Source organism: Rhodoglobus sp. G.S.4 (genome assembly GCF_056619605.1).
Genome location: NZ_CM152748.1, coordinates 301194 through 314452, shown reverse-complemented (window position 1 = coordinate 314452; position 13259 = coordinate 301194). Strand labels below are relative to the sequence as shown.

Genomic DNA, 13259 nt, shown 5'->3' with positions numbered 1-13259 from the left:
TTTCAGCGTGTGACGTGCACGACCGCGGCGATGAGCCCCAGCATGGCCGCCAAGTCGAGGGCGCCCCACGAGAAGATTCGCCGCCGTTGTCCTACACGCACTCTCCACCACAAGAGACCCACTACCGCGATAAGCAGTCCTGGCCACCACGTGACCGAAGCGACAAACTTCACTTCGTCAGCGCGATTCTCAAGACTCGACGCGAGGACGCCAAAGCCTGCGGTACCTGCCGCATAGCCGGCAACGACGGAGAGCACGATGAACGCGCCACCCGCCAAGACGAAGAGGATGCCACCATAAAGTTGGTCCCAGCCAGGCGGGAGGTGTCTAGTGCTGAGGGCGTCAGGTTCCCTTAGCGGTCTCGCTCTCCACTGACGAGTGCTGATGACATTGACGAATGCGACGCCGATTGAAACGACAGCGGCAAGACCAAGAACCGTCCAATCGGGAACCCCCGTCACGAAGAGTGCGATTGAGTTGGCCACGATGAAAGCAGCGAGACCTAGCGGCCCCAAGCAGACCACAACTAAGGCAATGAGCATCCAGCCGTGAATGATGCCGCCGATCGCGAGCCAGGCTACGACGACCGCGATAACGCCTGCGCCGATGACATAGCCGACTTGCGCGGGCCGACGATCCACAACCCCCATCGCTAGCATATTTGAGAATAACCCAGACATGCCTGCGGTGCTACCCGGCAGTCTGACTAGTCGCTGCTCCACTGACGCAGCGGCAGAGAAAATTCTCACGCCAGCCTTAAGCTTCCCTTGCGACAACCCACCGATGTTTTCCGATCATGCGATCTTTTACGAAGCCTAGGGACTCATAGGTGGAGAGCGCTCCGTTGTACAGGAAACCGGCGGGCACTGCGGCGGCATCCTCCGGATAGCCCTCAACTCGACCTCCTCCCAGCTCGGCGATCAGATCAAGCGCCCCAGCCAATGCCGCCGCGGCAACGCCCTCACGGCGGTGCCCCTTGCCGACGTAACAGCACGCGATTCGCCAATCCGGTGGCGTGGTGAGCTCACGCTCATACGCAGCGCGACTCTTGATGCGCGGTACCTCATCCGGGGTGCCGAACTGTGCCCAACCCAGACAATCGTCGCCATCGAACACTAGAGAAGCATGCGCTGTGCCTGCCAACACGCGTTCACGTTTGCGTTCGCAGCGCTCCGCCGGTGCGGCAAATTTATCGGCACCCTCCGCATGGAAACCCAAACACCAGCATCCGCCAAAGATTCCGTTATTGAACTCAACGAGTGAAGCGAAGGCATCCCACGTGGACGCATTCAGCGGTCGAATCGTGAAACCCATCTCAAGTCCCCTACATGTCAGTGGTGTCAGCGTACGACGCTCGGCACGAGATAGCACCGACGAATACCACCTGACTGAAGCTATTGATGAGCGCACAATCTGCGGACTCGTGTTGTCAGTGCAGAAAGATAGTTCGACCAACTTCCGCCAAAAACCTAGGGGTAGACAGACTTTTCTGGAGAATTTCCAAAAATAACGGAACGGTAACTAGACAGCGTTATCTTTCCGTTATACATTCATAGAGCAGAAGTTGTTTGCTGTGGCAGCTACTGCGGAATGTGATTGCAGGACACTCTTGGTGCAAAGGGAGAGGGTCGGTTTCATGCCTCTGAAACCGGCCCTCGAACTATTTAAAACGAGTTCCCCTGCGCGCTCCAACAATCCCGCAATAGACCAAGAGCCGCACGGCGCTTGCTTCTAGCGACCGCCCTCGGTGTGGGTCTCCCCCGGATCAATCATGATCTTCTGAACGGGGAACGGCATCTCAATGTCGGCCGCAGTTAGCGCCCGTTTGATCGCCTCAAGAACCTGATCTTGCGCCTCAACTGCTTCGCGACGATCCGGTGGGCTGATCCAGAAGCGAACCTCAAGGACAACACTGAAATCGCCGAGCAGATTCACGAGAACCTCCGGTGCCGGGTCCGTGACGATGCCCGACAAAGTCGCAATCGCCTCAAGGATGGCGGCACGAGCATCCGCAATGCTTTCGTCATAGCCAATCCCCACCTCAACGCTGAGCCGGCGAGTCTCATACGCCGTATTGACGACAACCCGTTTCGTGTAGAGCTCACTATTCGGAATCACCACCACCCGATTGTCATAGGTGCGCAGCAGCGTTGCACGCACCAAAATGTCCACAACCTCGCCCTCATGTTTCTCCGAAACGATCTGGTCGCCGATGCGAAATGGCCGAGTAAACAGAATCAGGATGCCGGCAAGCAGGTTCTGAAAAATGTCGCGGAACGCGAACCCAATCACCACACCGCCAACGCCCAGAGCTCCGAACAATGACGCCGGGGTGATGGTGGGAAAGATCACCGTGAGCGCGACAAGCAGCCCAAAAGAGAGAATGCTCCAGGCCGTAAGCCGGCTCAGCACCATCTGAAGTCCGCGCGGCCGACCAGCCCGCAGCATAGCCAGCCCCACGAGCTTGGCTACCACCCACGACAGCGCCCAAAAAATGAGGAACACCACAATGCCGATAATCACATTGGGGAGGGCAAGAAGCAGGGAGGAGAAAATATTCTCCACACGCTCAATCACATCACCGAAATCGACCGACTCCTGTCGCAGACCAGATCCTGTCATCGTGCGGCAACCCCTCACTCGAAACACCGCCATCGACACCGACGACTGTTTTGCGCGAGTCTACGCCCCCAACAACACCGCCCCGCAGGCGCCAACCATCTGATGTGACGGGCACCGCTAAAAGCCGAAAAGCAACACCACCACCACGAGAACAGCCATCAGGGCACAGTCAACAATCGCCCACGGCAATAGTGGTCTTCTCGTCTTCGACCGGATGATCCAGATCGCGAGCCCCGCCAACGCCGCCGCGAGCCCCGTCCACCACGCGACACCAGCCACGATAAGCGCCTGGCTATCCCACACAACGGGAACGACAGCAGCAACCTGGCTCGCCATAATCGTCGCGGTACCCGCCAGCACGCAGAGCGCCATGAATCCGCAGCCGGCAAAGACAAAGAGCAATACACCGAATACTTGATGGTGCTCATTCACGGTGCGATCGGCACGGGAAGTCATTCCCTGAGTATTACCCAGAACACGATGCTCCGCCAGCCCGTACCGAAAGCAATCGCACGCACTGCGACATAGGCTGACACGACACCTGAACCGAACGGATGACCGTGACTACTGCTCCACTGCATCCCGACATCGCGCACGCTATTCGCTCACTCGGCAACCTCTTCCCCGACAGCACACAACTCGTGGCTGAACCCGACAACGGCGTGTACGGTGCATTCACCACGACCCCCGCCCACACCCGATACCGGGTCGCGAAACTCACCCCCACCAAACCCGGGCTCTTCGTAGCCGTCTGGCGCCGACACACTGATGGCACTACTCAACCATTTCGCAGCAACGATGGCACCCAGCAACTTGTCGTGGTCAGCCGCGACAGCAGCGGCTTCGGCGCCTTCGTCTTTTCCCTCAGCGTGCTGATCGCCCGCGGCATCGTCTCAGTCGACGGGCATGGCGGCAAACGCGGCTTTCGCGTGTACCCGCCGTGGGCAGACACCCGCAACAACCAAGCCCAGAACACCCAGCAGTGGCAATGCGAGCACTTTCACCTGCTCAGCTAAATAGTCAGCCGCCGACCCTAGAGTTGAGGCGTGAGCGGAAACCAGAATCAGCCCTCCATCGTGTGGCTGCGCAACGACCTGCGACTAGCCGACAACCCTGCGCTAACCGCCGCCGCAAGCGAAGGCCGACCGCTTGTGGTCGTCTACATTCATGACGAAACCGGCGACGGCATCCGCCCGCTAGGCTCGGCAAGCAAGTGGTGGCTGCATCACAGCCTCACTGCTCTGGATGCCGCCCTGCAGAATCTGGGCGGCCAACTGACGCTGCGTCACGGCCCGGCCGCGCAGGTGCTGCCGACGCTCGTGGACGAGCTCGGCGCCGCCGCGGTGCACTGGAACCGCCGCTACACGGCAGCCCGCGATATTGACGCGGGCCTCAAAACAAGTTTGCGCGAACAGGGCCTCACGGTCGAAAGTCATCAGGGCAATCTACTGAACGAGCCGTGGCACATCCGCAATGGGCAGGGCGAGCCGTACAAGGTCTTCACCCCGTATTGGCGTGCGGCGCAAGATAGTCCGGTGCGGGATGCACTGCCGGCGCCAACGAAGGCCGAGCTGAGTTGGCCAGCCGCCTCTCCCGTGAGCGACGACCTCGCCGACTGGAACCTTCTGCCCACGCGCCCTGACTGGGCCGAGGGACTGCGCGAGACGTGGACTCCCGGTGAGGCGGGCGCGCTCGATCGGCTCGAGAACTTCGTTGCCGAACGCCTCGCCGACTACCACCGGCGCGATGAGCCTGCCGTCGACGCAACGAGCGGACTCAGCCCACACCTGCGGTTCGGGGAGATCAGCCCCACCCAGATCTGGCACCGGCTGCGAGGCGACGGCAGCAACTCCGGCAACGGCTCCGCCGACGTGTCCACCGCCGCCCGCAAGAACGTCGCCAAATTCCTCAGCGAAATCGGCTGGCGTGAATTCTCGACTGCGCTGCTTTTCGACAACCCGCGCCTCGCGACCGACAACTACCGTCCCGCCTACAACGCCTTCCCCTGGGGCTACACCGTCGACGAGATCGGCGGCGTCGACGCACCGGCAGGCATAAGCGAGGTCGAAGCGTGGCGCCGCGGCCGCACCGGCATCCCCCTCGTCGATGCCGGGATGCGCGAACTCTGGAATACCGGCACGATGCACAATCGCGTGCGCATGGTCGTCGCGAGCTTCCTCATCAAGAATTTGCTCATCGATTGGCGAGCTGGCGAACAGTGGTTTTGGGACACCCTCGTTGACGCCGACGAGGCCAGCAACCCCGCCAACTGGCAGTGGGTTGCCGGATCCGGTGCGGATGCCGCCCCCTACTTCCGCGTCTTCAATCCGGTCTTGCAGCAGAAAAAGTTCGACCCCACGGGCGAATACGTTTCGTGCTGGATTCCCGAACTCGGCACCGACGCCTATCCCGAACCGATCGTCGACCTCGCCGAAACCCGCCGCGAGGCCCTCGAGGCTTACACCGCAGTGAAGGCTGCCGCCGCCTCCGACTAGGCACGCGGATGCAGCACTGCATTCACCACTAGGCGTTTCGTCAGACTCCGCTCAGTTGACTGCCAGCTAGTGAAACTCCCCCGGAATCATGCGGATCTAGACGACACAACCGACCCAATCTGCACCCCAAATTGGCCACTTTCGAACTTTTTCGAAATGACCCCCAAACCGGTTACAGGCGCGCTCCGGAGTACTCATTGCGGCTCGGGAAAGCCTCGAGACGCAGGGCCTCCACGGAGACCAACAACGTAAGAAGGAGTTCAGAAATGAACGCATTCACGAAGAAGACCACGATCGGCGCAACCGCTACAGCAGTAGCACTGATCGCAGTTGGAGCCGCAGCTCCCGCCATGGCAGCAACCGGCGACAGCGACTCCTCGACGAAAGGCTACTCCTACTCATCTTCCAGCAGCACTGACATTCCGGTGCTGATCGCGCCTCAGGTTGGCGACGTTGACCTTCTGCGCAGCGACGTCCTCGGTGGCGACATTCTCGGCGGCGGCATCCTCAACGGTGACCTTCTCAACGGAAACGCTATCGCGTCAGGCAACGAAGTGAACGCTCCTGTTGCTTCGGGCAACGACACCGCAGTGGGAAACGTTAGCGATTCCGCCAACGTGAGCGACATCGCCAACGGCACCAACGTCTCTGACGTCGTGGACAACGCCACTCAGGTGACCGACGTTGTCGACAATGCAACCGACGTAGTGACCGACGTTACTGACGGTGCAAACGTTGACGACATCCTCGATGGTGTTATCGACACCGACGACCTCATCGGTGACATCACCGGTGACCTTGGTCTCGACGGAATGTTCAACTAACTTTCTCGACCCGCTTGCCCCCGCCCCCTGTTCTCCGGGCGGGGGCAAGCGTCGTTAACTACGTCTAGCCGTAGTTGAATCTTCGGCTCTAGACTTGGCGCATGTCGGTCACGGAGCTCTCGGTCAGTACCCAGAACTACTTGAAGGCTGTGTGGGGTCTTTCGGAGTGGTCCGACGTCCCCGTCACCGCCACGGTGATCGCCGAAAAGACCGGCCTAACTCTCTCGAGCGTCTCGGATGCCGTACGTCGCCTCACCGATCAGGGCTTCCTTGACCATGCTCGTTACGGTTCCATCGCGCTCACCGATGTCGGCCGTGCTCACGCAGTGGCCATGGTTCGCCGCCACCGTCTGATCGAATCTTTTCTGGTGAGCGTGCTCGGCTACGGCTGGGATCAGGTTCACGATGAGGCCGAAAACCTCGAGCATGCAGTCTCGGATTTCATGGTTGAGCGCATCGACGAATTTCTTGAGCACCCGACCCGCGACCCGCACGGCGACCCCATCCCGAGCGCTGATGGCACCGTGACGATTCCGGATGCCGTGCAGTTGAGCCGCATCGCCCCCGGTAGCACCGTGGTAGTCGAGCGCATCTCCGATGATGACCCCGAGCTGTTGAAATTCTTTGAAGAACGCGGCATCGTCTTTGCCGCCACCCTTGCGGTCCGTGCGGGCGCGCCGTATTCCGACGCCCTCGACGTCACAGTTGGTGGGTCCGATAACGCAATCAGCTTGGGTCGCACTGCTGCCGACGCACTCTACGTCTCCGGCGGAACCATGACGCCAAGCACCGCCACGAGCTAGCGTTCAGCACGCTTGCGCTCCCCTGCCAAGATGCTCAGCGGGCTACAACAATCAGGATCACTTAGGATAGCCTTATCTAATCTTGCACTCCTGAAAGGCTCCAGTTTTGAGAAAATTCCTGACCATCACCGCGACACTTGCCGCCGCGAGCCTGCTACTGAGTGGATGCACGAGCACCAGCGGCACCGGTGACGAGTCCGGGGTTCAGGACGCCAGCGAAGACGCACTGGTTGTGTACAACGCCCAGCACGAACAGCTCACCGAAGAATGGGTGAAAGAGTTCACCGCTCAAACGGGAATCGACGTGGTGCTTCGCCACGGCGGTGACAGTGAACTTGGCAATCAGCTTGTTGCCGAAGGTGATGCTTCGCGCGCCGATGTGTTTCTCACCGAAAACTCCCCCGCCATGTCTTTGGTCGAAAATGCTGACCTGCTTGCACCCGTAGACCCTGCAACGCTCGATCTGGTTCCGGAGCGGTACCGGCCAGCTAGCGGACTGTGGACGGGGATCGCGGCGCGCTCGGCTGTCTTCGTCTACAACCCCGAGCTTCTCGCAGAGTCTGACCTCCCCACTTCGATCTTGGATCTGCAAGATCCGAGCTGGAAAGGAAACTGGGGCGGGGCCCCCTCTGGCGCAGATTTTCAGGCAATCGTTTCCGCGATTCTGGAAACCGAAGGCCCTGATGCGACGGCCGCATGGCTCTCCGGGATGAAAGCAAACGCGACGACCTTCCGCAACAACATAGTCACGATGAAAGCGGTCAACGCTGGCGAGATCGCCGGCGGCATCATCTACCACTACTACTGGTTCCGTGATTCTGACTCCGGAGGAGAAAACAGTGGCAACACCAAGCTTCACTACTTCGGCAATGAGGACCCTGGGGCCTTTGTCAGCATCTCCGGTGGTGGCGTGCTCAAATCGAGCAAGAATGCCGACAACGCCCAGCAATTTCTGAAGTTTATCGCCGGCGTTTCGGGGCAAACAATTCTTGGCGAAGGCTACAGCTTCGAATACCCGGTTGGCAGCGACGTTCCCGCAAAAGCGTCGCTACCCAGCCTCGATTCTCTTGATGCACCCATCATCGACCCGTCAACCCTCAACGGTCCCGAGGTTCTCGACCTCATGATGCAAGCAGGGCTCCTCTGAAGATTCCGAATGTGGCGAAAGTGGCGCGCATGCAGCGACTAACGACCACGATGACCCCACCACCCTCCCGGGCATTGCTCGTGATTGTGGTGGTTCTCGCCATCGGGATGCTAGTTCCTGTCGGCTACGTCATCGAGGCGACAGCCAGGATCGGCACCGACGAGCTTGCGGCACTGCTCCTGCGCCCCCGAGTGGGCGAGCTGTTGAGCAATACTGTGCTGATCCTCGTCCTCGGGGTTCCCCTCACCATTGTGCTCGGAGTCGGGAGTGCCTGGCTGGTTGAACGCACCAATCTGCCGGGCCGGCGCTTCTTCGCCATCCTCTCTGTTGCACCGCTGGCCATCCCCGCCTTCGTCAGCAGCTACGGCTGGGCTAGCGTCGTTCCTTCCATCCAAGGTCTAGGCGGAGGGCTCCTCGTGGCTACGCTCGCGTACTATCCGCTCGTGTACCTCCCGGCACTTGCCACCCTGCGCGGTCTCAACCCGAGCTTGGAAGAGAGCGCACGTTCACTCGGATTGAAAGAGGGAGCGATTCTTCTCAGAGTCGTTGTTCCGCAGCTGCGGCTCGCCATTCTCGGCGGGGGCCTCATCGTCGCTCTCCACTTTCTTGCCGAATACGGCGCGTTCGCGTTCATCCGATTCGATACTTTCACCACCGCAATCGTGGTCGCTTACCAATCGACATTCGCTGGACCGTCTGCGGCCTCGCTCGGTATTGTGCTGGCACTGTTGAGCATAATTGTGCTGGCGATAGAAGCTACAGCACGAGGACGTGCTCGCTACGCTTATGTCGGAGCGAGCAGTGCGCGGCCGGCCCAACTCGTCAAACTTGGCAGGCTTACCCCGTTCGCGATTCTTGCCATCGTGGCGCTCGGAACGTTAGCAACGATTGTGCCGATGGTTAGCGTTATTCGATGGTCGCTCGCCATGACACCCGAGATGCTCGATGGGCTTTGGCGCGCATTGACTGACACAGCGCTACTTTCCTTCGGCGGGGCAATCGGGGCGATCCTGGTCGCGCTTCCGGTTGCCTGGCTCGCAACTCGGCATCCGTCGCGATTGAGCAGATTTCTCGAAGGTGGTTATTCGATCGCTAGCAGCCTGCCCGCAATAATCGTCGCACTCGCTCTGGTGACCGTCACGCTCACCGTTGCACCAGGGCTTTATCAGACACCCGCGACGGTAGTAGCGGCCTACGTCATTATTTTTCTCCCGCGAGCACTGGTTACATTGCGCGCCGGTCTCGCGCAGGTGCCTGAATCATTGGAAGAAGCCGCCCGGGCGCTGGGAACACCGCCCCTCGTCGCCCGGCTTCGGGTCACGCTTCCGTTGCTCGTTCCAGCAATCGCGGCGGCGGGCGCGCTCGTGGCTCTCGGAGCCGCGAATGAGCTGACCGCCACACTTCTCTTAGCCCCGACCGGAACTCGAACTCTCGCAACCCAGTTTTGGTCGGCCGCTTCTTCGGTCGACTATCCGGGCGCAGCACCCTACGCGATAACTCTGGTGCTACTCTCGATTCCCGCTGTGGCTTTACTCTTTGCCCAGACGAGGGGTAGAGCACGGTGAAATTGCACATTAGCGGTGTCGGCAGATCGTTCGGCACAACGCCTGTCTTAAGCGATATTTCGCTCGACGTTGCTCAGGGTTCCCGTACCGCCATCGTGGGGCCCTCCGGATGCGGAAAAACCACTCTTCTTCGCCTAATTGCGGGTTTCATTGAGCCTGATAGCGGTGAAATCTCTTTGGGCAGTCGAATGCTCGCGACCCCAGAACGTAGCGTGCCCGCACACCGACGCGGAATCGGCTATGTCGCTCAAGATGGTGCCCTCTTTCCCCACCTTTCCGTTGCCGCAAACATCGGATTTGGGTTGCCCCGCTCCGGCAGAACGCAACGTGTTGTCGAGGTCATGAAGCTTGCGTCTCTCGATCCCGCTCTCGCCACGCGATATCCTCATCAGCTTTCGGGGGGCCAGCAGCAACGAGTCGCGCTTGCCCGCGCCCTTGCACCGGGACCAGCAGTCGTGCTGCTCGATGAACCTTTCAGCGCACTCGATACTGGGTTGCGTGAACAAACCCGGGCCGCGGTGATTAGCGCACTTGAGCGCAGCGGAACGACCACAGTGCTTGTCACCCACGATCGAGAAGAGGCACTCTCGTTCGGTGATGGTATTGCGGTGATGATTAATGGATCGCTGAGTCAGTCGGGCACGCCAGAGACCGTATTCGATGCGCCGACTTCGATCGAAATCGCCGCACTGATGGGATCGGTTGTGCTGATGCCCGCAGTGCGAGTTGAGAATGAGGTTGACTCTGCGCTGGGCAGAATACGCGTGCGGCACGACCATAGTCGCGGAGCCGAATGGGTGACAGCCATGGTCCGTCCCGCCCAAGTCTCGTTGACCACCGACCTTTCCGAGTGCAGTGCTTCAGTTGAAGGGGTACGACACATCGGGCCGACCGCGCTGCTTTCGGTGCGTACATTGGGGCAACATCCCACGACGATCTCGCTCGCCGTTCCGTCGCACCAAACTCAGTCACTAGTTCTCGGCACCGTGGTGGGGTTGAAAGTGGATGGCGGAGCAGTGTTGTATCCGGCCAGCGCGGCCGAGCACCACCTCACTGAGTTCGGGAATTAGCCGAAGCGAGTTTCGAGAGAACGGTGCGGCCGCGACTCAGAGCGAACGAGTAGATCGCCCACGCCGCCACTCCGGCGATCAACGAGGCCACTGTCGCCAATAGCGGCGAGTGCGTTTCGATCCCAGGATAGATCTGCCAATGAATGAGATAGATAAAGAATGATGCGCTGGCCAGCGTAGACACCACGCCAACGAGCCAACGCGGTATGGGTACGGAACTAATCCACAACAGCACCAGCACACCGCAGATGACGATTGCTTCTCGTAGCGGCTCGCCGAAAAATCCTACGACGCAGACGACAGCCAATACCGAAACAATGAGGCGCTGTGTTGTGGATGCAATGCGTGCGATCACCCAGCCGAGGGCGATAAGCCAGGCAACTGTTGTGACCGCATACTTCTCCGTGCCCTCTGCCTGAACCCCGCCCAACGCAATGGTGCGCACTACGAGCGTTATCGCCAGCACCCCGAGCGCAAAGGTAAAGGGCCAGCGGCGCTCCCACTCGCTCACAGCCGGTATGGCGAGCAGAGCCACGATGGCCAGCATTGTCCACAGCATCGCCTCCAGAAACCAGTAGTGCCATTGAGGTGTCCAGTGCGCGCTGCCAGCGAAGCTATTAGCGAGGAAAACGGTTGTTGTCGCGTAGGTTCCGGCCACCACCGCGACGAGTCCGATCCACGTAATCGCGGGAATTGCCACGGAGGCAACACCGGCCAGCATCGCCCGGGTCCGGCGTCGATTCGATCGGTTCGCTAGCTGAAAGCGTGCAAGGTTGTAGCCGGCGACAACTAGGAGTAAATGTGCCCCACCCTGAATGAATACGAGGTCGGCGTGGGTTGCGACGATGAGAAGAATCGCCAGCGCCCTGAGCACGATGGGCACTTCGATGCGGGGCGATCGTTGCGTGAACCACCTGAACGCGCGGCGAGCGCGAGCTCGGCGCGGAATCGACTCCGTTTCATCGCTTCCTGAGAGTGAGTTGGGGTCGAATGGTAGGCGCGGCTGATCCCTCACCGCGTAGGTTGCGAGCTCGGTCATTGACATCGCCGGCCACGCGCGAGGGAGCACTCCCAAAAGTTCTTCGAGGTGAAGTGAGACCTCGACATAACTCAGAGAATCCCCTCCCAACCCGGCGAAGGAGTCGCTGAGGACAGCGTGAGGCGCACCCAGCAGATGCGCGACTCGTGCCCTCAGGGTCTCCGCAGTCACTGCATCCTTCGTGACAGTGTCTAAGTCGGCGCTGTTGTCCTCGGCGCTGCGATCGTTGGCATAGCGCAGAAGCGCAACCGTATCGACTTTGCCGCTCGATGTCCGCGGAAATTCTGCGATTGAGTGAACCTTAACCGCGTGAGCGGGCAGGCCCCACTGTGACGATGCGTATTCTGCTGCCGGCCTGACTTGGCGCTCTACGGTGACAAAAAGGATGAGGTTATCGTCGGAGCTGACTGCTCTCACGATCATTCCGGTGCTTTCGAAGAGCTGCTCGACGTGGTCGAGATCGATTCGCAATCCGAATATCTTGGTGAGGCGGTTACTGCGTCCCACAATTTCGTAAAGTCCGTCAGGGCGCTGTCGGCCAAGATCTCCCGTGAATAGCTCGTGCACGGTGTTGCCGAGCGCGAGATCTGATGGCTGCTCTCCGTAACCCATCATGACGTTGGGGCCGCGGTAGACGAGCTCTCCAACTTCAGAGCCAGGCGAGGCATCAATTCGAAATTGGCCGCCGGGGATGGGAACGCCGATGGTGCCGACCGCAATTTCGGCGAGATCACTGGGAATGTAAGCCATGCGAGCTGTCGCTTCAGTCTGTCCGTACATGGAGATGAAGTCGAAGCCACGATGGCGACCTAGCTGGATGAATCGTCGGGCTCGCTCTGGATCGAGCCTTCCGCCGGCCTGGGTGATGTAGCGCAAGGATGAGAGATTGCGCGTCGCAAAGTCACTCTTCTCCAGTAGCTCGAAGGTATGCGGGACCCCAGCAAATGACGTTGCCCGTGCCTCCTCAAACTCGTCCCACAATTCTGGGTCCAGGACAGATCGTGGGCTCAGGCGCACCGATGCCCCAGCAAAGAGGTGGCTGTTGAGTACTGACAGGCCGTAACAGTAATGCAGTGGCAACGTCGTCATGGCACGGTCTGCAACGTCAAGTTCGAGGTACTGAGAAATTGCTGAGGCGTTCGACAGAAGATTTCCGCGCGAGAGACGCACCACTTTAGGTGACCCCGTCGATCCGGATGTCGTTGCCAGCATTGCGAGGTCAGGGTGAAGCTCATGCCGCGTGCCGGTTCGCGTTTCATGGAGCATCCAGCTATCTGCTTCGGACACGGCGAACACATCGGGATCGAATCGTTTTACTAGGGAGTCGATTCGTGAATGAGTCGCATCACCGTGTGTCGGGCTGGCTGGTTCGACCAACATCACCGGATGCCCCGCTTCGAGTGACGCGAGGTAGGTGACAACCGGCTCTACCGCCATCGCGGCTTCGATCATTACTAGTCGCCGTGTGGGGCCCAGCTCATCCCGCCGGGCGTTGATTCGTTCGCGAATGTCGCCGTAGGTTAATTCGCCGTCGTCCGCAACCAAGGCAACATTGTGGGTTTCTCCCTGGGGGAGAGTCAATGCAGTTTTCCCAGTCCTTGTGGTCGTGATCATCTGCAGGCTCAGCGAGGGGAGGCCGGGTCAGCGCCATCCGTCCGGGGGTGTCCCCTGCGTTTGGCGTCACGTGTACTGGT

The 13259-nt window shown here is 60.0% G+C and carries 12 protein-coding genes; 7 read left to right on the top strand and 5 right to left on the bottom strand.

The annotated features are described in order from the left end of the window. Positions 1-2: 2 nt before the first annotated feature. The 4 genes from AC061P_RS01490 to AC061P_RS01475 form a co-directional block, all read right to left on the bottom strand. A complete protein-coding gene (locus tag AC061P_RS01490; protein ID WP_449648482.1) occupies positions 3-650 on the bottom strand; it encodes a hypothetical protein in 648 nt (215 codons plus the stop codon). A gap of 106 nt (positions 651-756) precedes the next feature. Beyond that, on the bottom strand, positions 757-1314 hold the full coding sequence (locus AC061P_RS01485; RefSeq protein ID WP_449648483.1) for a GNAT family N-acetyltransferase: 558 nt from the start codon (positions 1312-1314) through the stop codon (positions 757-759). A gap of 417 nt (positions 1315-1731) precedes the next feature. Continuing rightward, a complete protein-coding gene (locus tag AC061P_RS01480; protein WP_449648484.1) occupies positions 1732-2622 on the bottom strand; it encodes a mechanosensitive ion channel family protein in 891 nt (296 codons plus the stop codon). 117 nt (positions 2623-2739) lie between these two features. Further along, positions 2740-3078 (bottom strand): hypothetical protein, encoded by a 339-nt coding sequence (locus AC061P_RS01475; RefSeq protein WP_449648485.1) that lies wholly within the window; start codon positions 3076-3078, stop codon positions 2740-2742. A 98-nt stretch (positions 3079-3176) separates the two neighbouring features. Here AC061P_RS01475 and AC061P_RS01470 point away from each other — a divergent pair, with 98 nt between their 5' ends. From AC061P_RS01470 to AC061P_RS01440, 7 genes are all read left to right on the top strand, one after another. Continuing rightward, on the top strand, positions 3177-3638 hold the full coding sequence (locus AC061P_RS01470) for a MepB family protein (RefSeq protein ID WP_480391630.1): 462 nt from the start codon (positions 3177-3179) through the stop codon (positions 3636-3638). 30 nt (positions 3639-3668) lie between these two features. Then, positions 3669-5117 carry a cryptochrome/photolyase family protein gene (locus AC061P_RS01465; RefSeq protein ID WP_449648487.1) on the top strand — a complete coding sequence of 483 codons (1449 nt, stop codon included), beginning with the start codon at positions 3669-3671 and terminating at the stop codon, positions 5115-5117. 266 nt (positions 5118-5383) lie between these two features. After that, positions 5384-5941 (top strand): hypothetical protein, encoded by a 558-nt coding sequence (locus AC061P_RS01460; protein ID WP_449648488.1) that lies wholly within the window; start codon positions 5384-5386, stop codon positions 5939-5941. Positions 5942-6042: 101 nt separating this feature from the next. Further along, positions 6043-6744 (top strand): metal-dependent transcriptional regulator, encoded by a 702-nt coding sequence (locus AC061P_RS01455; protein ID WP_449648489.1) that lies wholly within the window; start codon positions 6043-6045, stop codon positions 6742-6744. Positions 6745-6850: 106 nt separating this feature from the next. Continuing rightward, on the top strand, positions 6851-7891 hold the full coding sequence (locus tag AC061P_RS01450; protein ID WP_480391629.1) for an iron ABC transporter substrate-binding protein: 1041 nt from the start codon (positions 6851-6853) through the stop codon (positions 7889-7891). Positions 7892-7920: 29 nt separating this feature from the next. Continuing rightward, on the top strand, positions 7921-9456 hold the full coding sequence (locus AC061P_RS01445; RefSeq protein ID WP_449648491.1) for an ABC transporter permease: 1536 nt from the start codon (positions 7921-7923) through the stop codon (positions 9454-9456). Continuing rightward, positions 9453-10526: an ABC transporter ATP-binding protein gene (locus AC061P_RS01440; RefSeq protein ID WP_480391628.1), complete on the top strand. Its 1074-nt coding sequence runs from the start codon at positions 9453-9455 to the stop codon at positions 10524-10526. The genes AC061P_RS01445 and AC061P_RS01440 overlap by 4 nt, the downstream gene beginning before the upstream one ends. On the opposite strand, the gene AC061P_RS01435 is transcribed toward AC061P_RS01440, so the two are convergent. Further along, positions 10507-13146 carry an AMP-binding protein gene (locus AC061P_RS01435; RefSeq protein ID WP_480391627.1) on the bottom strand — a complete coding sequence of 880 codons (2640 nt, stop codon included), beginning with the start codon at positions 13144-13146 and terminating at the stop codon, positions 10507-10509. The genes AC061P_RS01440 and AC061P_RS01435 overlap by 20 nt on opposite strands. Positions 13147-13259: the final 113 nt, after the last annotated feature.